At 54.1% G+C, this 25,711-nt stretch carries 27 protein-coding genes; 7 read left to right on the top strand and 20 right to left on the bottom strand.

The window, feature by feature from the left end; all coding sequences use genetic code 11:
- Nucleotides 1-49: 49 nt before the first annotated feature.
- The 8 genes from ACHHZ6_RS19015 to sad form a co-directional block, all read right to left on the bottom strand.
- Nucleotides 50-577 (bottom strand): GNAT family N-acetyltransferase, encoded by a 528-nt coding sequence (locus ACHHZ6_RS19015; protein WP_196391292.1) that lies wholly within the window; start codon nucleotides 575-577, stop codon nucleotides 50-52.
- A gap of 82 nt (nucleotides 578-659) precedes the next feature.
- On the bottom strand, nucleotides 660-1,625 hold the full coding sequence (locus ACHHZ6_RS19010; protein ID WP_196391291.1) for a sensor domain-containing diguanylate cyclase: 966 nt from the start codon (nucleotides 1,623-1,625) through the stop codon (nucleotides 660-662).
- Between the two features lie 53 nt (nucleotides 1,626-1,678).
- Nucleotides 1,679-2,671, bottom strand: coding sequence for a diguanylate cyclase (locus tag ACHHZ6_RS19005; RefSeq protein ID WP_395122883.1), 993 nt, complete (start codon nucleotides 2,669-2,671; stop codon nucleotides 1,679-1,681).
- 188 nt (nucleotides 2,672-2,859) lie between these two features.
- Nucleotides 2,860-4,296, bottom strand: coding sequence for a GGDEF domain-containing protein (locus ACHHZ6_RS19000; RefSeq protein ID WP_395122874.1), 1,437 nt, complete (start codon nucleotides 4,294-4,296; stop codon nucleotides 2,860-2,862).
- Nucleotides 4,297-4,404: 108 nt separating this feature from the next.
- Entirely contained in the window at nucleotides 4,405-4,767 is a 363-nt protein-coding gene (locus ACHHZ6_RS18995; RefSeq protein WP_182918339.1) for a DUF4186 domain-containing protein, read from the bottom strand.
- Nucleotides 4,767-5,693, bottom strand: a complete 927-nt coding sequence (gene glsB / locus ACHHZ6_RS18990; RefSeq protein ID WP_182271403.1) for a glutaminase B — start codon at nucleotides 5,691-5,693, stop codon at nucleotides 4,767-4,769. Before glsB ends, ACHHZ6_RS18995 begins: the two co-directional genes overlap by 1 nt.
- 62 nt (nucleotides 5,694-5,755) lie before the next feature.
- Entirely contained in the window at nucleotides 5,756-7,345 is a 1,590-nt protein-coding gene (locus tag ACHHZ6_RS18985) for a methyl-accepting chemotaxis protein (protein ID WP_395122873.1), read from the bottom strand.
- Nucleotides 7,346-7,526: 181 nt separating this feature from the next.
- Nucleotides 7,527-8,915 (bottom strand): succinate-semialdehyde dehydrogenase, encoded by a 1,389-nt coding sequence (sad, locus tag ACHHZ6_RS18980; RefSeq protein WP_182271401.1) that lies wholly within the window; start codon nucleotides 8,913-8,915, stop codon nucleotides 7,527-7,529.
- Nucleotides 8,916-9,014: 99 nt separating this feature from the next.
- Between sad and ACHHZ6_RS18975 the strand changes: the two genes are divergently transcribed.
- Nucleotides 9,015-9,893, top strand: a complete 879-nt coding sequence (locus ACHHZ6_RS18975) for a LysR family transcriptional regulator (RefSeq protein ID WP_182271400.1) — start codon at nucleotides 9,015-9,017, stop codon at nucleotides 9,891-9,893.
- 141 nt (nucleotides 9,894-10,034) lie between these two features.
- Nucleotides 10,035-10,979: an L-lactate dehydrogenase gene (locus ACHHZ6_RS18970; RefSeq protein ID WP_182918337.1), complete on the top strand. Its 945-nt coding sequence runs from the start codon at nucleotides 10,035-10,037 to the stop codon at nucleotides 10,977-10,979.
- 67 nt (nucleotides 10,980-11,046) lie between these two features.
- Here the strand turns inward: ACHHZ6_RS18970 and ACHHZ6_RS18965 are convergent, their stop codons facing one another.
- The 3 genes from ACHHZ6_RS18965 to ACHHZ6_RS18955 form a co-directional block, all read right to left on the bottom strand.
- Nucleotides 11,047-11,838 carry a PhzF family phenazine biosynthesis protein gene (locus tag ACHHZ6_RS18965; RefSeq protein WP_395122872.1) on the bottom strand — a complete coding sequence of 264 codons (792 nt, stop codon included), beginning with the start codon at nucleotides 11,836-11,838 and terminating at the stop codon, nucleotides 11,047-11,049.
- 27 nt (nucleotides 11,839-11,865) lie between these two features.
- A complete protein-coding gene (locus ACHHZ6_RS18960; protein WP_395122871.1) occupies nucleotides 11,866-12,654 on the bottom strand; it encodes a PhzF family phenazine biosynthesis protein in 789 nt (262 codons plus the stop codon).
- 61 nt (nucleotides 12,655-12,715) lie between these two features.
- The gene (locus ACHHZ6_RS18955; RefSeq protein ID WP_182918334.1) at nucleotides 12,716-13,381 is read right to left on the bottom strand and encodes a MarC family NAAT transporter; all 666 of its coding nucleotides are present in this window, start codon (nucleotides 13,379-13,381) and stop codon (nucleotides 12,716-12,718) included.
- Between the two features lie 255 nt (nucleotides 13,382-13,636).
- Here ACHHZ6_RS18955 and marR point away from each other — a divergent pair, with 255 nt between their 5' ends.
- Genes marR through marB form a run of 3 tightly spaced genes read left to right on the top strand, consistent with a single transcriptional unit; the run spans nucleotide 13,637 to nucleotide 14,722 of the window.
- Nucleotides 13,637-14,071 (top strand): multiple antibiotic resistance transcriptional regulator MarR, encoded by a 435-nt coding sequence (marR, locus tag ACHHZ6_RS18950; protein ID WP_182271395.1) that lies wholly within the window; start codon nucleotides 13,637-13,639, stop codon nucleotides 14,069-14,071.
- 20 nt (nucleotides 14,072-14,091) lie between these two features.
- Nucleotides 14,092-14,472 carry an MDR efflux pump AcrAB transcriptional activator MarA gene (marA, locus tag ACHHZ6_RS18945; protein WP_001303241.1) on the top strand — a complete coding sequence of 127 codons (381 nt, stop codon included), beginning with the start codon at nucleotides 14,092-14,094 and terminating at the stop codon, nucleotides 14,470-14,472.
- 31 nt (nucleotides 14,473-14,503) lie between these two features.
- Nucleotides 14,504-14,722 carry a multiple antibiotic resistance protein MarB gene (gene marB, locus ACHHZ6_RS18940; RefSeq protein WP_395122870.1) on the top strand — a complete coding sequence of 73 codons (219 nt, stop codon included), beginning with the start codon at nucleotides 14,504-14,506 and terminating at the stop codon, nucleotides 14,720-14,722.
- 39 nt (nucleotides 14,723-14,761) lie between these two features.
- Here the strand turns inward: marB and eamA are convergent, their stop codons facing one another.
- On the bottom strand, nucleotides 14,762-15,661 hold the full coding sequence (eamA, locus tag ACHHZ6_RS18935) for an O-acetylserine/cysteine exporter (protein ID WP_196391286.1): 900 nt from the start codon (nucleotides 15,659-15,661) through the stop codon (nucleotides 14,762-14,764).
- 193 nt (nucleotides 15,662-15,854) lie between these two features.
- Here eamA and ydeE point away from each other — a divergent pair, with 193 nt between their 5' ends.
- Entirely contained in the window at nucleotides 15,855-17,048 is a 1,194-nt protein-coding gene (gene ydeE / locus ACHHZ6_RS18930) for an efflux MFS transporter YdeE (RefSeq protein ID WP_232105414.1), read from the top strand.
- Between the two features lie 50 nt (nucleotides 17,049-17,098).
- Here ydeE and zinT read toward each other — a convergent pair whose 3' ends face one another.
- From zinT to ACHHZ6_RS18895, 7 genes are all read right to left on the bottom strand, one after another.
- The gene (gene zinT / locus ACHHZ6_RS18925; RefSeq protein WP_395122869.1) at nucleotides 17,099-17,740 is read right to left on the bottom strand and encodes a metal-binding protein ZinT; all 642 of its coding nucleotides are present in this window, start codon (nucleotides 17,738-17,740) and stop codon (nucleotides 17,099-17,101) included.
- A 53-nt stretch (nucleotides 17,741-17,793) separates the two neighbouring features.
- Nucleotides 17,794-18,492, bottom strand: coding sequence for an urea ABC transporter ATP-binding subunit UrtE (urtE, locus tag ACHHZ6_RS18920; RefSeq protein WP_395122868.1), 699 nt, complete (start codon nucleotides 18,490-18,492; stop codon nucleotides 17,794-17,796).
- Between the two features lie 9 nt (nucleotides 18,493-18,501).
- Nucleotides 18,502-19,299 (bottom strand): urea ABC transporter ATP-binding protein UrtD, encoded by a 798-nt coding sequence (gene urtD / locus ACHHZ6_RS18915; protein WP_182274511.1) that lies wholly within the window; start codon nucleotides 19,297-19,299, stop codon nucleotides 18,502-18,504.
- Nucleotides 19,299-20,372 (bottom strand): urea ABC transporter permease subunit UrtC, encoded by a 1,074-nt coding sequence (gene urtC / locus ACHHZ6_RS18910; RefSeq protein ID WP_395122867.1) that lies wholly within the window; start codon nucleotides 20,370-20,372, stop codon nucleotides 19,299-19,301. Before urtC ends, urtD begins: the two co-directional genes overlap by 1 nt.
- Nucleotides 20,372-21,946: an urea ABC transporter permease subunit UrtB gene (urtB, locus tag ACHHZ6_RS18905; RefSeq protein WP_395122866.1), complete on the bottom strand. Its 1,575-nt coding sequence runs from the start codon at nucleotides 21,944-21,946 to the stop codon at nucleotides 20,372-20,374. Before urtB ends, urtC begins: the two co-directional genes overlap by 1 nt.
- A gap of 24 nt (nucleotides 21,947-21,970) precedes the next feature.
- Nucleotides 21,971-23,242 (bottom strand): urea ABC transporter substrate-binding protein, encoded by a 1,272-nt coding sequence (gene urtA / locus ACHHZ6_RS18900; protein ID WP_395122865.1) that lies wholly within the window; start codon nucleotides 23,240-23,242, stop codon nucleotides 21,971-21,973.
- 199 nt (nucleotides 23,243-23,441) lie between these two features.
- On the bottom strand, nucleotides 23,442-23,855 hold the full coding sequence (locus ACHHZ6_RS18895) for a rhodanese-like domain-containing protein (protein WP_395122864.1): 414 nt from the start codon (nucleotides 23,853-23,855) through the stop codon (nucleotides 23,442-23,444).
- A 73-nt stretch (nucleotides 23,856-23,928) separates the two neighbouring features.
- On the opposite strand from ACHHZ6_RS18895, the gene ftrA reads away from it, so the two are divergent.
- Nucleotides 23,929-24,930: a transcriptional regulator FtrA gene (gene ftrA / locus ACHHZ6_RS18890; protein ID WP_395122863.1), complete on the top strand. Its 1,002-nt coding sequence runs from the start codon at nucleotides 23,929-23,931 to the stop codon at nucleotides 24,928-24,930.
- Nucleotides 24,931-25,086: 156 nt separating this feature from the next.
- Here ftrA and ACHHZ6_RS18885 read toward each other — a convergent pair whose 3' ends face one another.
- Nucleotides 25,087-25,452 (bottom strand): hypothetical protein, encoded by a 366-nt coding sequence (locus ACHHZ6_RS18885; protein WP_395122862.1) that lies wholly within the window; start codon nucleotides 25,450-25,452, stop codon nucleotides 25,087-25,089.
- Between the last annotated feature and the right edge of the window lie 259 nt (nucleotides 25,453-25,711).

The following is a 25,711-nucleotide window of genomic DNA, read 5'->3' as shown; positions in this document are numbered from 1 at the left end:
GACCAGAACCCCTGTTTTGATCAACTCATGACATCATTGTGAAAAATAATCATAAGAGCTTGTAGAACACAGACGTTGCTGTCATCTCGCCATCTGGCATCAGTGCGTAACAGGGGATCTCCCCCACTTTTTGCCAGCCGGCACGCTGGTAGAACCCCTCCGCACCGCTTCCGGTAGAGGTATCCAGCACCAGCACAGAGATACCCTGGGCTCTGGCCAGGGCTTCTAGCGCTTTCATAAGCGCCATTGCCACGCCTTTGCGTCGTGCTTTTTCATGCACCAGCAGTTTTGCCACATCCGCACGGTGCGGCTGGTTTTCCGGCTGTTCGGTGATCAACTGCACTGTGCCAATAACGCCGTCCTGCGGATCGATGCAGGCCAGCACGGAGCGCTCATGACTCCCTACACGCTCGGCAATGCCGCGCCAGAATGTACGGGCTTTCTCCGGGCTAAAGGGCAACATAAAACTGACAGATGCACCGCCGTTTACACAGTTTTCGAGAATGGCGGCGAGTGCATCAATGTGAGTGAGAATATCTTCCCGGGTGAGGTTTTTGATTTGCAGTGAGGTATTCATTGATGTTCCTTACGTTGAATTCCCTCACTTTGCATTTAACATTTTTGTAACGCAATCATATCTGCCATAGGCTTTTACTATGTCACCCTGCAGGGTGGTGCTGGCGTTTCATATCATGCATTTTTTCTTCGGCATCTTTTAGCCACTGTGACAGGTCATTGTCGTTATGATTGAATTCACTCAATCCCCATGAAAACCGTAACGACCACGGATGCAGCTTTTGCGCGTTGTATGCTTCTACCTGTTCAATCAGATACTGCATGGCAATCCAGGCTCCCTGCTCATCCGTATCGGCAAACAGCACGGCAAATGTATCGCCACCGAAGCGCACCAGCAGGTCAGCCTCACGGAAGGAGGAACGCATCAGCTGGGCCATCGCTTTCAGGGCGTTGTCGCCTTCTTCCTGCCCGTAGCGGTCGTTAATTTCTTTGAAGCGGTCCAGATCCAGCCAGCACAGGGTTAGAGGCTCGGCCCGGCGTTTGGCCACGGAGAGGGTAAACCGGGCAAACTGGTTAAAACCGCGACGATTAGACAACCCGGTCAGTTCATCCGTTGTAACCGCACTGATTGCAGCAAATGCATCTTCAGCCAGCGCACTAAGGTCAGCCAGCACCGACAAATCGGCCGCAGAAAATTCACGAGGGGCATAATCAATGAGGCACATTGACCCCACACGCATGCCATCGCGCAAACGCAGCGGAATACCGGCATAAAATTTGACGCCCGGTTTTCCAGCCACCAGCGGGTTATCAGAAAAACGGGCATCCTGTTGCATATCGCCCACTACCAGCGGCGCATCGCTCAGGATCGTATGCCCACAAAATGAGATGTTGCGGGGAATGACATCGGGGGTTTCACCGTCAGCTGACTTTACGATCAGCGCATGTTCATCAATAACATTGATCATGACCAGCGGAACCTGAAAGAAGCGTTTTGCCAGACGCGTCAGCCTGTCTAACGTCGGGGAAACGTCAATATCCAACAGCCCGGATTCGCGTAGCGCGAGCAGGCGTTTCGCTTCGTTCACAGGAATTACAGGTGATTTCATAACGCCTCCAGACGCATAGCTTTCTTAAAAGCGTAGCTTAAACAGAGACATTGTCAGTGTGCGAATATTCTGTTCTTGCCATCCCGCTTGGCGCGGTACAGGGCGTTGTCAGCCGCCTGCAGCCAGTCAGTTACGCTTCCCATTTCACGCGTGGCACAGGCAATACCAATACTGAGCGTACAATGCACAGTCTCCTGCGCCACATCTTCCATCACCGCAACCGCGTCCATAATGCGCGTTGCGACGACATGAGCCTCTTCAATCGTGGTATTGGGCAACAGGATCACAAACTCATCGCCTCCCAGACGCGCAGGTGTATCCGTCGGGCGCGTTGCCAGATGCAAAATTTGCGACACGGCCGCCAGCATTGTATCCCCCACTTTATGACCAAAACGATCGTTAACGTATTTGAAGTTGTCGATATCGATAAACATTAAGGCCGATTCACGGCACGTCTGGCGAAGTTTCTTGAGTTCATGGTCAATACGCTTTTCCAGCAGACGACGGTTAGCGATATCCAGCAGCGGATCCATCATCGCGATCCGTTCAAGCTCGCGGCTCTTGACCCGCAGACGCAGCGCAATGCTGTCCGTTAACACGCTCAGAGCAATAAGATAAATGGTGATCAGGGGTAACGTGGCGAACATCGTACGTTGAGAGACAATCATATCCACCGCCATTCCCTGCGTCAGCCAGCTGGCAAAAAAGGTGACAAACATCGTGACAGCCGCCTTTTTCATCAACGTAAAACCCCCTGCGGAAAGGCGGTCGGCAAGCAGTATTGTGGCAATCACCACCGACGGCAGAGGATCCACCGCCATCATGGCGATCCAGAAACCACCGGCCCCGGCGTCCAGCACCAGGTTTTGATGTTCTGTCACCAGCGGAAGCGCTGAATTTCGCGAACGATACCAGGCCAGTGTCGGCCAGATAAACGCATTCATACCCAGCAGAATCATTAACCAGACTGAACGCTGATGTTCAATTAACACGGAAAGGATGGGGATAAAGCAAAGAAACGTACCAAGAATACGCATCAGATACATACGTTTGACAAACCGGCTTCCTGGTACGCGAGGGGTTTTACAGAGTTTGTCAGTTCCATTCATGCTGCGATTTTTCCGATATATTTCTTCCGGTATCTTATTGAGCTTAAAAATACGTAGCAAGGAATTTATTTGCTGATTTTTAACAGCCATACCGCGCCCAGCCTGAAGTGGTTACGTTTACACCGCTACGTTTCAGTTTCGGTAGTCACAACAATTTGTTCGTCAGGCAAACGGGCACGGGTACAATTCCGCCCTGCTTTTTTCGAACGGTAGAGATAATCATCCGCTTCCGCCATCAGCCTGTTAAAGACTTCCGTCAGTTGCCAGAATTCCGACTTCCCGCTCCCCAGACCAATACTGACCGTCAGAAACAACGTTTGCTGCCGCCAGATAAACGGATGATTTGCTATTGTGACTCTGATGCGTTCAGCCAGTTCAAAGCCGTGCTGCGCATCTCCGGTGTTCACGACTACGGCAAACTCTTCGCCCCCCATTCGTGCCACCAGCCCGTCCTCACCGACAACCTGCTGAACCTGTTGGGCAAAAACCGCCAGCACGCGATCGCCACACTCATGCCCGTAGTTATCGTTGATACTTTTAAAATAGTCGATATCCAGCAACATTACGGTCAAAAAACGGGAAAACCTGTGTGATTCTTCCTGTTTCAGCGCTTCATAAAGCCCTGAGCGCGAATAGACATGGGTCAGAAAGTCATAATCCGCCCGCAATGAAACCTGGCGGATCAGCGAATTTATTGCCGCCACACTCACGGACACCATCACCGGGCAAATGGCCATTGTGGCGATCCCAAGACGCGCAGAGAACATCATCGGTGTCGACAAAGGCGTGGCCACGGCAATATTAATAATGGAATTAGCAACCAGGATGATCTCCGTGGCCCCGGTGACAAACGTCAACAGGCAGGTCGCAGGCAAGGAATAACGCACCGCACACCAGATGAGCGCGGGCAGAGGGAATGCCAGGCTCCCCGCCCCGCCAATCACGACTGATGCCGCCACCGAAATAATCAGCGCCGCAATCGGCAAGAGGCGCTCCAGGTGTAGCGTAATTTGCCGCACGGGCATCCTCACCGTCAGCATACACGGCACAATCAGTACCCCGGTCGAGAACTGCTCGCCAAACCAGTCGGCAAACAGGGGCCAGAAGGTGTGGTTATCAATACCCACCGAGCCCAGCGCCCCCAGCAACGCACACAGCAATGCCGCCATCAGGCAGTAATTAAACAGACGCAGCGCGTTAAGGGGATCGGGCTTTTCCATTCGCCGCTTGTCACGCAAAACCAGTAGCGCGACAGTGACGATGAAGACCATATTTGACAGATTAATGACCAGCGAGGCTATTCCCCAACTGGTGGTGACCGCGTCGTACATCAGCATGGCGACATACGACGTGGCATAGTAATGCAGACGATTCAGATAAGCATAACGGGCAAATACCCCGGCCATCACGCCATTCAGCGGCCAGAAGAGAGACAGCGCTTCCACCAGCCGTAATTCAGCACCGACAAAATAAAACAAGGTGGTGAGGAGAAAAATACCCGCCGCATTCCGTAGCGGACTTTCTGGCTGGAAAAGCTTGATGGCAGAGATAGCAGAACGCATTAAATATCAATCCATATAATTACTTATGGTAATTATTTGCGGTCATCAGCGTGAATGTACGTAATTTAGCATGCATATATAACACATTGACAACAGGATCATAACTCATCAATTTTGGGTGTTCATTTGCAGCACCAGCCAGTGATGGATCACCCCAACGATGTAATGCTGTTGCTGTGCACTGAGCGGGACGCCCTGCGGGATATTGTGCCATTTAGCCAGACAGCCACGACAGCAGGTGGCGGTGGCATGCTGGGCGATAAATACCGGGTGACCGCGCATCGGTGTCTGTTTCCCGTCATTCGCCGGATGCGCAGGAGCAAGACGCTGAGCAATAAAATCGGCGGCGTGCTGGTCAATGGTTTCCGCCCCTTTATCCCAGCAGTATTGCCGTTCCTTGTGCCCTAAGCGAAACCGCGAGCGAAAGGTCGAGCGTGCCAGGCGGGAAAATAGCGCTTCCAGAGCCGACATCAGTAGACGGAGCGTCCCAGACGCTGGGTCAGTTGCTCCAGCACCGTCACACCGGCCAGCGAATTTCCCGTTTCATCCAGCTCCGGGCTCCAGACGGCAATCGCCATTTCATGCGGCACAATCGCAACCACTCCACCACCGACGCCCGATTTGGCGGGCAGGCCAACGCGCCAGGCAAACTCCCCGGCGTTCTGATACATCCCGCTGGTTGCCATCAGGGCATTCACCTGGCGAGCCTGCAGGGGAGAGACGACTTCCTGACCGAGATGCGGAGCATACCCCTGATGCGCCAGGAACAAAAAGGTCTGCGCCAGTTCAACACAGCTCATTTTCAGCGCGCAGTAATGGAAGTAGTTTTGCAACACGGTCGCGACATCGTTATGGAAATTGCCAAAAGATTTCATCAGCCACGCGATGGCCGCATTGCGGGCAGAATGTTCAAATTCCGAGCGAGCCACAACGGTATCGTAAGCAATATCCGCAACGCCCGAAAGCTGGCGCACAATTTCGAGCATTCTCTGACGAGGAGCGCTGAGACGGCTTTGCAGCATATCGCACACCACCAGCGCCCCGGCATTGATAAAGGGGTTACGCGGTTTACCCTGCTCCATTTCGAGCTGAAGCAGCGAGTTAAATGGCTGACCGGAGGGATCTTTGCCCACGCGCAGCCAGATCTCGTCTTCCTGATACTGGCGCATCGCCGCAACCAGACTCAGCACTTTCGAAATGGACTGAATAGAAAAACGTTCGGTCGCGTCACCGGCCTGGTAACGCTGCCCGTCTACCGTACAGATGGCAATGCCCAGCTTATTACCGCTGACAGAGGCCAGGGCCGGAATATAGTCGGCAACCTTCCCTTTTCCGAGTAATGGACGAACCTGCGCCAGAATCTCGTCCAGCATCTCATTATGGATGACCGCAGCCACACTTTGCTCCTTGCCCTCAGGCTAAAACGGGCTGCGAGTATAACAGATGCTTATATGTTGCGTCAGGCGGTAAGGCGAAAACGCGAAACAGCCTGCAACAAAAGATCGGACTCTTTATGCAGACGTTCAGACGCATCCGACGCGTCAGAAACCAGCGCATCGGTCTGACGGGACACCTGATTTAACGCCTGGAGCTGGCGCGTCATCTGATGAATGCTCTCGCCCTGGCTCAGGGTGGCCGTTGAGATATCATTCAGCAAACTGCTTAAATTACCCACCAGCCCGGTCACCTGTTGCAGGTTATCCTCCAGGCGATTAACCGCTTTTGAACCGTCTTCAATACCCTGCAGGGAATGGTTAATCAGCTCCTGAATGGTCTGTGTCGAATGACTGCTCTTTCTGGCAAGCAGACCGACTTCCCGGGCGACGACGGCAAACCCGCGCCCCTGGCTCCCCGCGTGTGCCGCTTCAATTGCCGCATTCAGCGCCAGAATGTTGGTCTGAAATGCCACGCTGTCGATCATCGCCACGATCCCACGCATCTCTGAGGATCGGTCAACGATCGCCTGCATGGAGGCATTCACGGTAGACATCATCTGGTCACCGCCCGCCGCAGCCTGGCGGGCTTCATCTGCGCGCGAACTGGCAAGCTTCGCATAACCGGTATTGCCCTCAACGTGGGTTTCCAGCGACGCAATATGTGCCGTGACCTCTTCCAGCTCTTTCGCCTGCCGTGCCGACTGCTGATACAGTTTTTGATTACCCTGCGCGAGAGAACCAATATTCTCGACCATCGAGGTCGTGGCATCGCTGACCTGCGTCACCAGCTGCTGTAACCCGTGCTGCATGGTGGTAATACTGGCGCTGAGCTGCCCAATTTCCCGGTTAAAGCGCATCACCCCTGGCGGCGTAGCGGAGAGATCGCCTGCAGCCAGCAGGTTAATATGTGCAATCAACCGACGCAGCGGTGTAATCACCCATTTTGCCATCCCGAACCAGACCATAATGGCAATTGCCAGCAGCACAACCGGTGCAAACAGGAATAACGTTTGCAGACCTGAAAGCTGTTCCAGTAACGACTGTCGCCCTTTTATTGCCTGCTTCTCGCTGAGCTGCTGATACCGCGCATAGTTGTCGTTAAAGTCAGTCTGAAAGGCCTGAGCGGGTACGGCAAAAAAGGTGTCAATGGAGTTGTTTTTGGTAAGCCCTTCCGCCTGCTCTTTAATGGCATCGTAGAAAAGCTGATAACTATTTACCAGCGCATCGTCTTTCGGTGGATGGAGAGCCAGCCAGGCATTCCACGCTTGCTGAGAGGCATCCAGGGCTTTTTGCGCCTCGTCCATCAGGCTATGCCAGCTCCCCTCAGAGCCGGTCTCTTTATCCTGCATAAAATAAACACCGGAGCGGTTTAGCAAATCGCTGGCCGCCAGCAGGGAAACACGCGCCAAATCCAGCTTGCCCTGCTGCTGATAGGCCAGTTGATTATGTTGTTCATTGCGTTGAGCTTCTTTCAGGGAGCCGGTCAGCAAAAATGAGGAGGAAAGTTGCAGTGCGGAGAAAAGTCCAATAATACAAAAAATACCGACCAGCAGACCAAACTGACGTGGGATGATACGCTGCGCAATACGGCAAAAAATTTGCGTTAGGTTCATAATTTTCTTCTGTAACAATACGTTAGACGCGAGCGAGTCTACGAAACGAAAATGACAGAACCATTGCATAAAAATGACAAAGGCCTTCGTGTTGAAGGCCTTCTTTACCGGGTGGTGACTTCATTTTACCCGGCCGACAAAACCGTCGGCCCGTGTAAGTGCAGCACCGCCAGGTGGAGAATTACACCCGGTCTTTCCACACCGTCTGCACATTACAGAATTCGTGCAAACCGAAGTGAGAAAGTTCACGACCAAAGCCGCTCTTCTTCACGCCACCAAAAGCCACCCGCGCATCGCTGGCGCTATAGCCATTGATAAACACCCCGCCGCACTCCAGTTCGCGGGAGAATTTCTCCGCAAGCGTTGTATCCGCAGTAAAGACCGTGGCAGAAAGGCCAAAGTCACTATCATTAGCCAGCTGCAACGCATGCTCTGCATCTCTGGCAACCGTAATGGCCGCCACCGGGCCAAACAGCTCCTGACGAAATGCCGTCATATCAGGGGTGACATTACCCAGCACGGTTGGTGCGTAATAGTTACCGTCACCGGCAATTTTCTCTCCACCCAACAGCAACGTCGCCCCTTCCGCCAGCGTGGCCTGCACCTGCTGATGCAGCTCATCACGCAGGTCAAAACGTGCCATAGGGCCAATATAGTTCTCTTCCCGATCGGGTTCGCCCATTTTCAGCGCCGCAACCGCCGCGACAAAACGCTGGGTGAAGGCATCAGCAATCCCCTCTTCTACGATGAAACGTTTTGCTGCCGCGCACACTTGCCCGGTGTTCTGGTAACGCCCGGCCACTGCCGCTTTCACGGCCAGCTCCAGAGAGGCATCGTTCAGAACGATAAAGGGATCGGAACCGCCCAGTTCCAGCACGCATTTTTTCAGCGCTGCGCCCGCCTGCGCACCAATTGCCGCCCCGGCACGCACGCTGCCGGTCACGGTAACCGCAGCAATACGGCGATCGTTAATCGCCTGACTGACACCCTCGTTTGTCGCATTAACCCAGCCAAAGACGCCTTGCGGGAAACCCGCATCCGCAAAAACCTGCGCGATAAGTTCCGCCGAGCCGAGAACGTTTGGTGCATGCTTGAGCAGATAGCTGTTCCCGGCCAGTAGAATGGGTACTGCACCACGCAGCACCTGCCAGAGCGGGAAGTTCCACGGCATGACCGCCAGAATTGGCCCCAGCGGTCGGTACTCGATGACCGCATTGTGGTTTTCCACCAGGGTTGCTTCTGCGTGCAGCATCGCCGGGCCGTGTTCGGCATACCAGTCGCACAGGCTGGCAGATTTCGTCACTTCCGCACGCGCCTGCAGAACAGGTTTGCCCATCTCACGGGACATCTCCTGCGCCATCTCTTCTGCGCGGTTACGTAGCGCTGCACCGAGATCGCGCAGTTTCTGCGCCCGGTACGAAACGCTTTCATTTCGCCACTGACGAAAACCGGCATCGGCCTGCGCAACCGCGCGTTCAACTTCTTCGGCAGTCGCCCACGGATAAGCGGCCAGCGTAACGCCCGTCGCCGGGTTAACAGACAGAGCATGTGTAACAGAGGAATATGTCATGGTTATCTCCACGCAATAACAGTTGATTCATTGTGGCGCACTCTGCTATTTCTTAAAAATGAATAATACTAACCACCTTATTCACGAATCGAGAATGCTATGGACTTAACTCAGCTTGAAATGTTTAACGCCGTTGCGCTCACCGGCAGCATCACCCAGGCCGCGCAAAAAGTGCATCGTGTTCCGTCAAACCTGACGACCCGCATCCGCCAGCTTGAAGCCGATCTCGGCGTGGAGCTGTTTATTCGCGAGAACCAGCGCCTGCGTTTATCGCCAGCCGGGCACAACTTCCTGCGCTACAGCAAGCAGATCCTGGCGCTGGTTGACGAGGCGCGGATGGTCGTTGCCGGAGATGAACCTCAGGGGTTATTCGCCCTCGGCGCACTGGAGAGTACCGCCGCCGTGCGCATTCCTGAAAGTCTGGCGCAGTTTAACCAGCGCTATCCGCGTATTCAGTTCGCTCTCTCAACCGGCCCATCCGGGACGATGATCGACGGCGTACTGGAGGGAACCTTAAGCGCTGCATTTGTCGACGGACCGCTGTCGCACCCGGAACTGGAAGGAATGCCGGTCTACCGGGAAGAGATGATGCTGGTCACACCCGCCGGGCACGCGAACGTGACGCGGGCCATGCAGGTGAGCGGCAGCGATGTGTATGCCTTTCGCGCCAACTGTTCTTATCGCCGACATCTGGAGAGCTGGTTTCATGCAGACCGGGCAACGCCCGGGCGCATTCACGAAATGGAGTCGTATCACGGGATGCTGGCCTGCGTCATTGCTGGCGCAGGCATTGCGCTGATGCCACGTTCCATGCTGGAAAGTATGCCCGGTCATCACCAGGTTGAAGCCTGGCCACTGGCAGAAAACTGGCGCTGGCTGACCACCTGGCTGGTATGGCGTCGCGGGGCAATGACCCGTCAACTTGAAGCTTTTATCGCGCTGCTAAACGAACGTCTTCACCCGGTGCCTTCTCCATAAACGGGCTTAACGGGTCGTCAACATCGTGCAGCCATGTCACAGCGCTTCATAGTATTAACTTATGCTTTCCGTCATCAGTTGCGCGCAACCGCGCCCGGCAGTAATTTTGTTGGCGTTGGCCGTAAACCTCATGGAATAACGATGAATACCAAAGCCCGTAAAGTGATGATCATTGGCGCAGGCAACGTTGGCGCATCTGCGGCTTACGCCCTGCTGAATCAAAATATTTGTGAAGAGATCCTCCTTGTCGATCTCAACCGCGAACGCGCAGAAGGCCATGCGCAGGATCTCAGCGACGCAGCCGCGTATATGCCGGGCATGATGACCATTTCAACCCGCGAGGTCAGTGAGTGTGCCGATGTGGATATCGCGGTCATTACCGTATCAGGCGGTGCGCTAAAACCCGGGCAAACCCGACTGGATGAACTGACCAACACGGCGCGTATTGTCAAAAGCATTGTGCCACAAATGATGGAGAACGGATTTAAGGGCATTTTTCTGATAGCCACCAACCCGTGCGACATCATCACCTGGCAGGTGTGGAAACTCTCTGGTCTGCCACGTCACCAGGTCATTGGTACCGGCGTCTGGCTGGACACCACCCGTCTGCGCCGCACGCTGGCACAGGTGCTGGACATCGGTGCGCAGAGCATCGATGCCTTTATCCTCGGTGAACATGGTGATACCCAGTTCCCGGTGTGGTCGCATTCGTCGGTGTACGGTTCACCCATTGGTGAAGTGTACCTGCGGCATACCGGGCAGGCGCTGGATCGGGAAGCGCTGGCTGAGAAAGTGCGCAAGCTGGGGTTTGAAATCTACAACCGTAAAGGCTGCACCGAATACGGCATCGCAGGAACCATCGCGGAGATTTGCCGTAATATCTTTACCGGCAGCCACCGTGCGCTGGCCATTTCCTGCATCCTGGACGGTGAATACGGCGTTGATGGCGTGGCCATCGGCGTGCCCGCCGTGCTGGCACAAGGCGGGGTTCAGCAAATTATCGAGTTACAACTGGCGGAAGAGGAACGGGTCAAATTCCGCCACTCGGTTGACGTGATTAAAAATAACATTGCCCGCCTGCCGTGACGGGCCTGAGCATGGCATCACGGCGAATGTGTGGGAGCACCTGGAGCCTCCCACACGCCGATATCCGTTAGCGCAGAAAGATACGCCCTTTCAGATACAACGTAGCCTGTCCGCCAATCAGCACGCGGTCGCCCTTCAGCTCACAGCGTAAATCCCCGCCACGGGCTGACACCTGGCGGGCATTCATCTGCGTTTTGCCCAGTTTTTCACCCCAGTAGGGAATCAACATGCTGTGTGCCGATCCCGTCACCGGATCTTCCGGTACCCCTTCACCCGGGCAGAAGAAACGGCTGACAAAATCGTACTGCTCACCCGGTGCCGTGATGCAGACCATTTTATCCAGCGGCAGCATCGCCGCGATATCCGGGGTTAACGCTTCCACCTGCTGCTGACTTTCCAGCACCACCATGTAATCCCGCCCGACGCGAACCTCTTTGGCTTCACTGATCCCCAGCGCGCTAAACAGCAACGCCGGTGGATTGTCGACCGCCTCCGTCGACCACGCCGGGAAATTCAGCGTCAGCCAGTCGCCACTGCGTTTTACCGTCAAATCGCCCACGAAGCGTGTTGAAAAAGTGATTTCGGTATGCGGGTAATCAAGATATTCGAAGATGACATGGGACGTTGCCAGCGTTGCATGGCCGCACAGATTAATTTCACCCAGAGTGGTGAACCAGCGCAGCTCAAACCCGCTGTCCGTACGAACAAAAAACGCCGTTTCCGACTGGTTATGCTGTTGCGCCATTTTGAGCAATGTTTCATCCGGCAGCCACTCTTCCAGCGGACACACCGCCGCAGCGTTACCGCCAAACGCTCTGTCGCTGAAGGCATCTACCAGATAAAAGTCAATTTCCTGCATAGTCTCTTCCTCTGTTGTTATAAGTATTTAGCGCAGAAATACTGTGCCTTTCAAATAAAGTGATGCCTGCCCACTCATCAGAACGCGGCTCCCCTTCAGCTCGCAACGCACGTCTCCCCCACGGGCTGACACCTGACGGGCGAACATCGCCGTTTTCCCCAGTTTTTCGCTCCAGTAAGGGATCAACATCGTGTGCGCGGAGCCGGTGACCGGATCTTCCCAGACGGCAACACCCGGTGAGAAAAAGCGACTGACAAAATCATAGTCCCCGTCTCCACGCGCCGTAACGGCAACCTTATGTTCACCGGGCGTCATCGCCGAAATGTTCGGCGTGATGGCCTCAACCTGCTGGCGGTTTTCCAGTACCACTACCCAGGCACGCCCTTTACGGGCTTCAACATAGTGACGGATACCCAGTGCAGAAAGCATCTCCGGTGGCGGGATTTGTTCCTGCGTCGGACAGGCCGGGAAATCCAGCGTCATCCAGTCCCCCTCACGACTGACGGTAAGCCTGCCGGAAGCGGTATCAAAGTGGATCCGGGGATCCGGGTAATTCAGTTCATTGAACAGGACATATGCGGCAGCAAGCGTGGCGTGGCCGCAGAGATTGACTTCGGTGAGCGTGGTAAACCAGCGTAATTCAATGCCGCCGTGGCTGCAGACAAAAAACGCGGTTTCCGACTGATTATGCTGTTGCGCCATCCTGAGTAATGTCTCATCCGGCAGCCACGCCTTCAGCGGGCAAACTGCCGCCGGGTTTCCGCCAAACGAGGTTGAGCTAAACGCATCAACCAGATAAAAATCAATCTCCTGCATTGTCTGACCACCTGTTATTCCGTTAATAGCCCGTACACGCATCGCGCCGCCGGGCACTGTTTTAGTGGTAGGTTTTAATAATTTCCAGCACACCGTTAATAATAAACTGCACGCCCATACAGACCAGCAGGAAGCCCATCAGACGAGAGATGGCTTCAATCCCACCTTTGCCTACCCAGCGCATAATGGCCCCTGAACTGCGCAATGATGCCCACACGATAATACCGATCAGGGCGAAGATGATCGGCGGTGCCACGGTCACAACCCAGTCCGGGAACGTCGAGCCATCGCGTACCGTTGACGCGGAACTGATAATCATCGCTATCGTCCCTGGCCCCGCCGTGCTCGGCATGGCTAACGGTACAAAGGCAATATTCGCAGTCGGTTCACTTTCCAGCTCTTCGGATTTACTTTTCGCTTCCGGCGATTCATGGGCCTTTTGCGCAGGGAACAGCATGCGAAAACCGATAAAGGCGACAATCAGCCCCCCGGCGATACGCAGGCCAGGAATCGAAATTCCGAAGGTATTCATCACCAGCTGCCCGGCGTAATACGCCACCATCATGATGGCAAAAACATACACGGAGGCCATCATCGACTGATGATTACGCTCCGCGCTGTTCATATTCCCTGCCAGCCCCAGAAAGAGCGCAACCGTCGTTAATGGGTTAGCCAACGGCAACAGCACCACCAGCCCAAGACCTATTGCTTTAATCAATTCCAACATAATGCGTCGTCGTCCTTATCCGTATTCAACACCGCAATTATAGGGGTAAACCGTACATTTCAGCCATCGGTACAAAACAATGATTATTTCACGCCTAAACGATAACGCTTCGTTATCTTTATGATTTGAAAGCAACAAAATGAAGTGCATGAAACGTTTTAGCAATTCGTGGCATCGGCCAATTCATTCAGTTGACTTATACTTGCCTGAGCAATAATATCTGCCGTAACTAAACTACTTGCCAGGGCAATCATCGTGAAAAGCACCAGTGATCTCTTTAACGACATAATTCCACTGGGTCGTCTTATTCACATGGTCAATCAAAAAAAAGATCGCCTGCTCAATGACTACCTGTCACCGCTGGATATCACCGCAACACAGTTCAAAGTGCTGTGTTCCATCCGCTGCGAAGCGTGTATCACACCGGTTGAGCTGAAAAAGGTGCTCTCTGTCGATCTCGGTGCGTTAACCCGCATGCTGGATCGTCTCGTCTGTAAAGGATGGATTGAACGAAGCCCTAACCCGAATGACAAACGCGGTGTTCTGGTGAAACTGACCCGCGACGGCGCAGCCATGTGTGAGCAATGTCATCAATTAGTAGGACAAACACTGCACCAGGAACTCACAAAAAACTTAACGGCAGATGAAGTGGCAACGCTTGAGCTTTTGCTTAAGAAAATACTGCCGTAAACAGAAAAAGAGGTATGACGATGTCCAGACGCAATACTGACGCTATCACCATTCATAGCATTTTGGACTGGATCGAAGATAACCTGGAATCGCCGCTCTCCCTTGAAAAAGTATCAGAGCGTTCAGGTTACTCAAAATGGCACCTGCAACGGATGTTCAAAAAAGAGACCGGCCATTCATTAGGTCAATATATTCGCAGCCGTAAGCTGACGGAAATTGCCCAGAAACTGAAAGAAAGCAATGAACCGATCCTTTATCTGGCGGAGCGGTACGGGTTTGAGTCGCAACAAACCCTGACGCGTACGTTCAAGAACTATTTCGATGTGCCGCCTCATAAGTACCGTATCACCAGCATGCCGGGCGAATCCCGTTATCTGTATCCGTTAAAACACTGTAGCTAAACAACGCCTTTAAAGACGTACCGAGGAACTCATGAACGTTACCGCCTCCGCCGCCCTCGCCTTGCTGGCGCTATTTTCCAGCCAGGCCTTCGCGGAGCAAACACCCAGAGCAACGCAGCAAAACAATCGTGACGCGATGATCCTGCCGTCTGCACATGACCAGTCGCCGTTTGATTTCAACCACATGGGTTCAGGCAGCGACAAATCCGACGAATTGGGCGTGCCGTATTATAATCAACACAGCCTCTGATTCACTTTTTGCCCCGCCGATGTGGGGCTTTTTTCTGCCTTATCCTTTCACCCGCATCGCCCGACGCATGCGCAAACCAAAAACGTTGATATACAGCCCGGCCATGATCAGTACCGCTCCCAGCAACTGCAGTACACTCAGTTTTTCATCCAGCAGAACGGCCGCACTCGCCAGCCCGACGACCGGTACCAGCAGGGAGAGCGGCGCAACGCGCCAGGTTTCATAGCGCCCCAGCAGCGAACCCCAAATTCCATAACCAATAATGGTAGCCACAAACGCCAGATAGATAAGCGACAAAATGGTGGTAAGGTCGATGTTAACCAGGCTATTCAGCATGACATCTGGCCCATCCAGGATAAGCGATGCAGCCATAAACGGCACGATGGGGATTAACGCACTCCAGACCACCAGCGACATCACCGCCGGACGCGCCTCATGCTGCATAATCAGTTTGTTGAAGATGTTCCCACATGCCCAGCTCAGCCCTGCCGCCAGCGTCAGCATAAAGCCCAGCAACGCCACATGCTGCCCATTCAGGCTGGCTTCAACCAGCACCAGCACGCCAAACACCGCAAGCGTAATCCCGGCCAGCTGTTTGCCCTGCAACCGCTCACCAAAGACAAATGCCCCGAGAATAATGGTAAAGAACGCCTGCGCCTGTAACACCAGCGAGGCCAGACCGGCAGGCATACCGAACTTGATGGCGCAAAACAGAAACGCAAACTGACCGAAACTGATGGTCAGGCCGTAGCCAAGCAACCATTTAAACGGGATATTCGGGCGGGAGACAAAAAAGAGTGCCGGGAACGCCACCAGCAAGAACCGTAAACCGGCCAACATCAGCGGAGGCATATTGTGCAACCCCACCTTGATGACCACAAAATTCAGTCCCCATACCACGACCACCAGCAGCGCCAGCAGCCCGTCTTTACGCGTCATATCCAGCCCCTGAATTATTAACATTTTGTAAACACTTCAAGGTAACAGAAAAAACAGCACCACGAGAAGATCATTAATTATGGCAGTCAGGCGAAGCACTTACGGATAAATCAGGCGCTATACAAGCCCCTTATGTCGTGATACTTCTGAAAGAACACCATTAAAAATGCATAAGCCATCGTCGGGCAGGAATATGAAACCATCTATCAGGCGCTCCACTGCGGCGCTGCTGGCATCGTCATTGTTGTTAACCATTGGTCGCGGGGCAACGCTGCCGTTTATGACCATCTATCTCACGCGCGTTTACGACATGAGCGTAGAGAATATTGGTTACGCCCTGACCGTGGCACTGACCATTGGCGTGGTGTTCAGTCTGGGGTTCGGGATCCTGGCCGATAAGTTCGATAAGAAGCGCTACATGCTGATCGCGATTCTGGCTTTTATCGCTGGTTTTGTCGCCATCCCGCTGGTGAACAACGTGACGCTGGTGGTGCTGTTCTTTGCCCTGATCAACTGTGCCTATTCCGTTTTTTCGACGGTACTGAAGGCCTGGTTTGCTGACGTCTTAACCCCCACTGAAAAAGCGCGCGTCTTTTCGCTTAACTACAGTTTTTTGAACATTGGCTGGACGGTCGGGCCTCCCATCGGCACGCTGCTGGTGATGTACAGCCTGCAACTGCCGTTCTGGCTGGCGGCCTTCTGTGCCGCGCTGCCGCTGGGGTTTATCCATTTCTTCGTCCAGAAAAGCGTGGCGCTGGACACCGCAGAGGGAAAATCGACGTGGCAACCTTCGGTCTTGCTCAAAGACCGCGCATTGTTCTGGTACACCCTGTCTGGCCTGCTTGCGTCATACGTGGGGGGGTCGTTCGCCAGCTGTATTTCGCAATATGTCCTGGCGGCGAATGCGGGTAGCGATTTTGCCGAAAAAGTCGTGGCCGTGGTGCTGCCCGTCAACGCCGCTGTGGTGGTGACGCTGCAATACGCAATCGGACGCAGGATCTCCGCTGCCAACATCCGTCCGTTAATGACCGTTGCGACCCTCTTCTTCATACTGGGGTTGGGTGGTTTTATGTTCTCCGGGGAAAACCTGATTTACTGGGGGATCGCGGCAGCCGTGTTTACGCTGGGGGAGATTATTTATGCGCCCGGCGAATATATGCTGATTGACAACATCGCCCCACCGGGAATGAAAGCAAGCTATTTCTCAGCACAGGCGCTGGGCTGGCTGGGGGCTGCGGCCAACCCGATGATCACCGGTATCATTCTGACCAACTTACCGCACTGGTCGCTGTTTGTGATCATGATGGTCGCCATTGTGATTGCCTGGCTGATGATTTTGCGTGGAATGAGCGTGAAAGCGTGGTGTGAGGAACCGAAAGTGGCGTAAGCGTTGCGTGCCGGGTGGCGGTTACGCCTGACCCGGCAAAAGCAAGCCTGTCAATGGTGCAACATCTCTTCCACCACCTGCTCTTTGTACATCTCGTTCGGATAATACGTCGGCCAGTTATTCATCTCTTTCAGCAACACCTCCTGGGAGGTATTGCCCATAAAGATATGGAAGTGCGAGGAGGTTTTCGGCCCGATGATATGGTCGCTGAACTGGACAAACTTCGGCGCTTTACTGCCAGCATCCTTACACTCGAACAGGTAGCGAACACCTTTTTTGCCTGAGGCATAGGTCAGGATTTTGTAGCCGCTATAGCTGTAGTGGCAGCGGCTGGTCACGTTGCCTTTATGGAACTCCATGACGTTATTTTCAATGCCGACAGAATCGACATCCGTCGCATAGCCCGTGCGGTAATAGGCTTTCACCTGATCAAAAGATTGATGTTCATCCTTCTCCGCTTTCTTTTTAAAGACCGGATCCAGGGAACCATCAAGCAAAAACGGATAAACGGATTGCCAGACACCATCCCAGTCAGACAACGCCCGGTCCTCCACGTCTTTATCCTCAAACACACCGTTTGCTGCCTGCTGCTCCGCAGCCGTCATCTGATGTCCGTGCGAATGGGCGAACAGCTGACCGCTGGCCAGCAGCGCCCCCAGAGTCATGGCAAATTTTCCAATATGTGCAACCAAAACAAAACCCTCACTCCGTTTTATAAGAGTGATAGATGTTATAGTATAACATTTCAAATCGCAACCAGCCCGCGTACCCCCTCCTGCGCCATATTTTCACCACGGCCTCGCTGAATAATGGTGCCACGCGACATCAGCAGATAACTGTCAGCCAGCTCCGCCGCAAAATCGTAAAACTGCTCAACCAGCAGTATGGCCATATCACCCCGGTCTGCCAGCTTGCGGATCACCTGTCCAATTTCTTTAATGACCGAGGGCTGAATACCTTCCGTCGGCTCATCGAGGATCAGAAGCTGAGGGCGACTCGCCAGCGCGCGCCCAATCGCCAGCTGTTGCTGTTGCCCGCCGGAGAGATCGCCTCCGCGACGATGTTTCATCTCCTGTAATACCGGGAAAAGCTGCCAGATCTCCTCCGGGACACTCTTTGCCTCGCGGGCGGAAAACCGTGACAGCCCCAGCAACACATTTTCTTCGACGGTTAAACGCGGGAAAATTTCACGCCCCTGCGGGACATACGCTACCCCCGACTGCACCCGCTGGGGCGGTTTACTGTGGGTAATTTTTTTCCCCTGCCATATTATCTCGCCCGTTTTCGCCGGAATTAACCCCATCAGGCACTTCAGCAAGGTGGTTTTCCCCACACCGTTGCGCCCCAACAGGCAGGTGACTTCTCCGGCGATCGCCTCAAAGCTCACGTCGCGCAGAATATGGCTTCCGCCGTAATACTGATTCAGTTCGTTAACCTGTAACATCACCGCTCCTTAGCGTCCGAGATAGACTTCAATCACCTGCTCGTTGGCCTGCACCTCGCGCAATGAACCCTCGGCCAGCACACGCCCCTGGTGCAGCACGGTAACGTGATCGGCAATGGTTTCGACAAACCCCATATCGTGCTCCACCACCATCAGTGAATGCTTGCCTGCCAGCGTTCTGAAGAGTTCCGCCGTATATTCGGTTTCCGCATCGGTCATCCCGGCGGCAGGTTCATCCAGCAGAAGCAAATGCGGATCCTGTACCAGCAGCATACCGATCTCCAGAAACTGCTTTTGCCCGTGCGAGAGCAGTCCTGCACGGCGGTCGCGTTCGCTGCTGAGCCGCAGCAACACCAGCATTTCATCAATACGATCGCGTTGCTCGCCACTGAGTTTTGCCCGCAGGCTCGCCCAGACGGACTTGTCCGTTTTCATCGCAATTTCAAGGTTTTCCCACACCGTCAAGGCTTCAAAAACCGTGGGTTTCTGGAATTTTCGCCCGATCCCGTTTCGGGCAATGGCTGCAGGCTCCAGCGTGGTCAGGTCGATGGACTGGTCGTAAATCGCGCTTCCGCTTTTTGGCCGCGTTTTACCGGTAATGACATCCATCAGTGTGGTTTTACCTGCACCGTTTGGCCCAATAACGCAGCGCAACTCGCCTACACCGATGTTTAACGAGAGATCCGTCAGTGCCTGAAAACCGTCAAAATTCACGTTGATGGCCTCAAGCTGCAGCACCGGGTCAGTCTGTTCACGGTAACGATCGCCGGGAAGTTGGCGGGTAAAAAGTCCTTCGGCTGGCTGCATCATTTCTCTCCCTTACGAAACAGACCGTAGACGCCATTCGGCAAAAACAGCGTAACAGCGATAAAAATCAGCCCCAGAAACAGCTGCCAGTATTCCGGCATTGCAACGGTAAAGATGCTTTTCGCGCCATTCACCAGCGCTGCACCAATCACCGGGCCGACCAGCGTTCCACGTCCTCCCAGCGCCACCCAGATGGCGGCTTCTATCGAGTTGGTGGGTGACATTTCTCCTGGGTTGATAATGCCCACCTGTGGAACATACAGCGCCCCCGCCAGGCCACACAGCACGGCGGAGAGCGTCCACACCAGCAGTTTGAATCCGCGGGGATCGTAACCGCAAAACGTCAGGCGGTTTTCGGCGTCGCGTACGGCGGTCAGAATGCGGCCAACCTTACTCTTTGCCAGCGCATAACCTGTCCCCAGCGCCAGGATCAGCAGCATAACGGTCGCCAGAAACAGCGCGATACGCGTGGTGGTGGCCGTGACGGAAAACCCGAGCAGCGTTGTGAAGCCGGTAAAACCGTTGTTGCCGCCAAAACCGGTTTCGTTACGAAAGAACAGCAGCATGCCCGCATAGGTCAGCGCCTGGGTCATAATGGAGAAATAGACCCCTTTAATTTTTGAGCGAAAGGCAAACCAGCCAAACACCAGCGCCAGCAGCCCTGGAATTGCGACAATTAACACCATCGCCCAGGCGGAGTGCTGCGTCCCCCACCAGAACCACGGCAGGTCACTCCAGGAGAGAAACGACATAAACGCAGGCAGACCATCGCCCGCCGCCTGGCGCATCAGGTACATACCCATCGCATAACCGCCCAGCGCGAAGAAAATGCCGTGTCCCAGCGAGAGCATCCCGGCGTACCCCCACACCAGGTCGAGCGCCACGGCAACGATGGCGTAGCAGAGGATTTTGCCTGTCAGCGTCAGCATCCAGGTCGACAGTGCCAGCGGATGGGTAGCGGGCAACAGAGCAAAAAACGGCAATATCAACAGACACGCCACCAGCAGGCTGCCTGCAATTTGAGTGGTACGTGGCGCTTTACGCGCCAGCGTTAAGGTCAGTGGCTGGCTCATCAGTCAATAACCCTCCCTTTCAGTGCAAACAACCCCTGTGGACGCTTCTGAATAAACAGAATGATCGCCACCAGGATCAGGATTTTGCCAAGCACGGCCCCCAGCTGCGGCTCAAGAATTTTATTGAAAATCCCCAGACCAAACGCGGCAACCACGCTGCCCGCCAGTTGACCAACGCCGCCCAACACCACCACCAGGAAAGAGTCGATGATGTAGCCCTGGCCCAGTTCCGGCCCCACGTTGCCTAGCTGAGATAACGCCACGCCGCCTAAACCGGCAATCCCGGAACCCAGCCCAAAGGCCAGCATATCGACACGCCCGGTCGGAACCCCGCAGCAGGCCGCCATGCTGCGGTTTTGCGTCACCGCGCGCACGTTCAGACCAAGGCGGGTTTTATTCAGAATGAGCCAGGTGAAGAACAGCACCAGCAGCACAAAACCCAGCACCACAAAGCGGTTCCACGGTAGCGTCAGGTTGGCAAAAACCTGCACGCCACCGGAAAGCCAGGCCGGGTTGGCCACCTCCAGGTTTTGAGCACCAAAGGTCATGCGCACCAGCTGAATAATCATCAGGCTGATCCCCCATGTCGCCAGCAGCGTTTCCAGCGGTCGACCATACAGATGACGAATAATCGTACGCTCCAGAACCATCCCGACACTGGCCGTCAGCATAAACGCGACCGGCAGCGCGACAATGGGATACAGCGCCAGCCACTGGGGAGTCAGTTGCGCCATCGCCTGTTGCACCATCCAGGTCGCATAGGCTCCCAGCATCAGCATCTCGCCGTGAGCCATATTGATGACGCCCAGTAAGCCATACGTGATTGCCAGCCCCAGAGCAGCCAGCAGCAGTACCGACCCCAATGAAAGCCCCATAAACGCTTGCCCCAGCAAGTCACCCCACATCAGACGGTGCTGAATATGGCTCAGGCTCTCCTGAGCGGCAGCGCGAACACTTGCATCTGGCTCCGTCGGCGTCCGGGTGAACGGCGTCAGTTTTGCCTGAACGTCCGGGTCATCAGACTGCCCCAACAACTCGATGGCCTTACGCCGAACATCGGCCTGTGGGCTTGCCAGCTGAAGATTAGCCAGCGCCATCAACAGCGACTGACGGGCCACATCATCCGTTTCGCCGCTCACCCGTTTTTGCAGAAAATCGAGCATATCAGGCTGGACATCACGCTGTAGCTGACGGGCAGCGGCACGCCTTTCTGTGACGTTGTCACTTATCAGTTGATGCATAGCCAGCGCCGAGCCTGCCAGAACGCGCAGACGGTTAGTCAGACGCACGGCTTTGGTTGGCCCTGTCGCCACTGTTGACGCACCCAGCGCGACCATCTCGCCATTACTTCGCACGAAGGCGTGTTTTTGACTGTCGATAAAGAGGTTTTCGTTCTGTAACGCCTGGAGCAACGGCAGCCGGGCCACCTCCGGCGAAGTCGCCCACTGCGTCAGCATTGCCGCCTGCTGGCTGCGATTCGCAGCAACAAAATTATCGGCATCCGATGCCTGCGCCATCCCTGGCAGCAGTCCGGTAAGCCACACAATAGCGATGATCATGCGCATGGCGTTCATGACTTTTCTCCCTGCGGTAATGACTTAGTTACTGGCGGTTTTCATCGGCTGGTCAGGTTTTTTGTCATTCCCTGCGATGAATGGGCTCCAGGGCTGAGCACGTACTGGCTGTTCAGTCTGCCAGACGACGTTAAACTGGCCGTTACCTTCGATTTCGCCAATCATGACCGGCTTATGCAGGTGGTGGTTGGTCTCATCCATCGTGAGCGTGAGGCCTGACGGTGCTTTAAAAGACTGGCCAGCCATTGCCGCGCGAACTTTATCTACATCAGTCGAGCCCGCTTTTTCGACTGCCTGCGCCCACATGTGAATGCCAACGTAAGTGGCTTCCATCGGGTCATTAGTCACCACGGTATCGGCATTCGGCAGCTTATGTGCCTTCGCGTACGCTTTATAATCCGCCACAAAGGCCTGGTTGGTTGGGTTATCAACGGATTCAAAGTAGTTCCATGCTGCCAGATTGCCGACCAGCGGTTTGGTGTCTATCCCGCGCAATTCTTCTTCTCCCACGGAGAAGGCTACCACCGGCACATCGGTCGCTTTCAGACCCTGGTTAGCCAGCTCTTTATAGAACGGGACGTTGGAATCCCCGTTGATGGTCGACACCACCGCCGTTTTCCCGCCTGCGGAGAATTTCTTGATACTGGCAACGATGGTCTGGTAGTCGCTATGACCAAACGGGGTGTAGACCTCTTCGATATCCTGGTCTTTAACCCCTTTCGAATGCAGGAAGGCGCGCAGGATCTTGTTGGTGGTTCGTGGGTAAACGTAATCGGTACCCAACAGGAAGAAACGTTTTGCGCTGCCACCATCTTCACTCATCAGGTATTCCACCGCCGGAATAGCCTGCTGGTTTGGCGCTGCACCGGTATAAAAGACGTTAGGTGACATCTCTTCACCTTCATATTGCACCGGGTAGAACAACAGACCGTTCAGCTCTTCAAATACCGGCAATACCGATTTACGCGATACTGACGTCCAGCAACCGAATACCACCGCCACGTTGTCCTTGCTCAACAGCTGGCGGGCTTTCTCGGCAAACAGCGGCCAGTTTGAGGCCGGGTCAACCACCACCGGTTCCAGTTTTTTACCCAGCACACCCCCTTTGGCATTGATCTCGTCAATGGTCATCAGGGCGACATCTTTCAGGGGCGTCTCGGAGATTGCCATCGTGCCGGACAACGAATGCATGATCCCCACTTTAATGGTATCGGCAGCCTGCACGCCAAAACTCATTCCCATCGCGACCACGGAGGCCGACAGTGCAAAAGCTTTTAACAAGGTACGACGGTGCATATTTTCACTCCTGAAAAGAAAGCTGTGCTAAACGTCCGTTGCCGCGTGGACGCAGAAAATAAAACGTCAGCTTCAGGAGAGCAAAAAGGATGCCAGAATGGAGGAGGCCTGTTTTCAGGGGGAGAAAGAGATAACCTGACGGGAACGACTCAGGATGGCACAGCGTTGCACTTTTATAATGCAGCGCTGTGCCGCAGCGTCACGATGCGGAAACCAGCGTATGGCTGGCAAATTCAAACTGTTCATCTTCCCAGCCAGTAATACCGCCCGTCATGATTTTGACCGGTAATCCCAGACGCGCCAGCTTTAGCGCGGCTCTGTCTGCACCGTTACAGTGTGGCCCTGCGCAGTAAACCACAAACAGCGTGTCGGCAGGCCAGTGTGCCATGCGCTCTGCTGTTATCTGTCTCCAGGGCAAGTGCAGAGCACCGGGTACATGGCGGCGGGCAAATTGTTCCGGGTTACCTACCACATGTAGCAGAATAAAGTCCTGCTCATGGTTCACCAGAGCATGGTGAACATCGGCACAATCAGTCTCAACACTCAGCCGACACAGAAAATGCGCGACGGCTTCCTGCGGCTCTGCAGCCGGAAATTCAGTAACATAGCTCATGATCCTTCCTCATCTTTGGCATTTGTGTTAACACTACTCTATCCACAAATTCAGCCCATGAATGCGCCCGTGTATGCCAGAAAACAGCAAAAAGATGACAAACTTAAGACAGGTTTCCCGCCCGCTGGTGGTTGTGCTGGCGTATGACGGTTTGTGTACCTTTGAGTTTGGTGTGGCCGTTGAAATCTTTGGCCTGTCGCGCCCTGAACTGGGTGACGCGTGGTATCGTTTTGCCGTGGCAGGCATCGATGCCGGTGAACTTCGGGCGACGGGCGGGATCCGCATCATGACCGATGGCGATATCAGTCTGTTAGCGTCTGCGGATCGGATCATCATTCCGGGCTGGCGGGGTCTGGACTCCCCGGTTCCCGATGCGCTCTGCGACGCATTACGCCAGGCCAGCGCGCGAGGGTGTCAGTTGCTGTCCATCTGCTCAGGTGTCTTTGTGCTGGCCGCTTCCGGCCTGCTTAACGGGCGCAAAGCCACGACACACTGGCGCTATATTGAAGCACTTAAGACCCGGTTCCCGGCCATCCGCGTGGTTGAAGATGTACTTTATCAGGACGAAGGTGACATCCTGACTTCCGCAGGCAGCGCGGCAGGCATAGATTTATGTTTGCATGTTGTGCGGCGGGATTTTGGGATGGAAACCGCCAACAGCGTTGCGCGCCGTCTGGTCATCCCTCCACACCGTGATGGCTCACAGCCGCAGCAACTCAGCCGCCCGGTGGCACAACTACGAGAGAGCCAGCGATTAGGGAAGTTGTTTGATTTTCTGCACAATCATCTGGCCGAATCCCACAGCATCGATTCACTGGCGTGCCGGGTCGGCATGAGCCAGCGCACCTTTCTTCGCCGTTTCCAGGATGCGACAGGAACAACCCCTGCCCGCTGGCTGCTCACTGAACGTCTGCTGCGGGCAAAAGATTACCTGGAAAGTAGCCGTTTAAGTATCGACAGCATTGCGGAACAAACCGGCTTTGGCCAGGCTGCAACCTTACGCCACCATTTCCGCCAGCATTTTGCGCTATCTCCGGCTCAGTATCGCAAGCAGTTTGTACGTTCTGACCAATAACGTTCTGAATACAGGCCAAAAAAAACCGCCACATCGGGCGGTAAATGCTTGCATGGATAGATTTGTATTTTGGTCTCTACGTCCCGACATTCAAGGCCGGGCAGCGGATCGAGAACACCCTACCATCCACAGTTTCAACGAAGAGTAAACAACACCTTAACCCGCCGCTTTGGTATTAATTTGCAGGTAGCGCATCAGCCCCTGTTCCGCACTCTGTTTGGCATTATCATTGATAGCTTCAAGATAGAACGGGCGGGATACCGCATACGGTGCCTGGCTGGCAGAATAAACGGCATACTGGAAGGTTTTTCCCTTCATCTTATTAATACAGCTCAACGCCCAGTGCTGTTCGTTAATTTTGGTGCTATTACAGGCAGTTTTCCCGTAATCGCTGGTTAAATATGACGTTACACGGACTTCAGCGGATTGAATGTAATCCGGTTTATCATTCCAGGCATAGCTCACACACGCTGTTGCCCCTACAGCGACCATCAGAAGCGCGGCTGTGTATATTTTTTTCATTCAATTATGACCTATTCCTTAGCCTGAAAAAATCATTATATAGGAATTTTCTCGATTATTAAGCATTATTCCTACACCATAAATGGCAGCTATACGGCTTTGAGCCATTATCCTTGACACATTCAGATGATGTCCGAATTCCTACTTTTCCCATTTTTACCATTTATATCTGACAGTTATTAATTGAGCAGAAAAGACTCAGAATGAATATGTTTCACTTTTATTATGGTTATTATTTCTGCAACAGAAACTGACATTC

This window comes from Enterobacter cloacae complex sp. 2024EL-00214, from assembly GCF_043945575.1.
GTDB classification, from domain to species: domain Bacteria; phylum Pseudomonadota; class Gammaproteobacteria; order Enterobacterales; family Enterobacteriaceae; genus Enterobacter; species Enterobacter cloacae_P.
The sequence above is the reverse complement of the archived record's forward strand: the minus strand, read 5'-3'. Positions and strand labels throughout refer to the sequence as shown.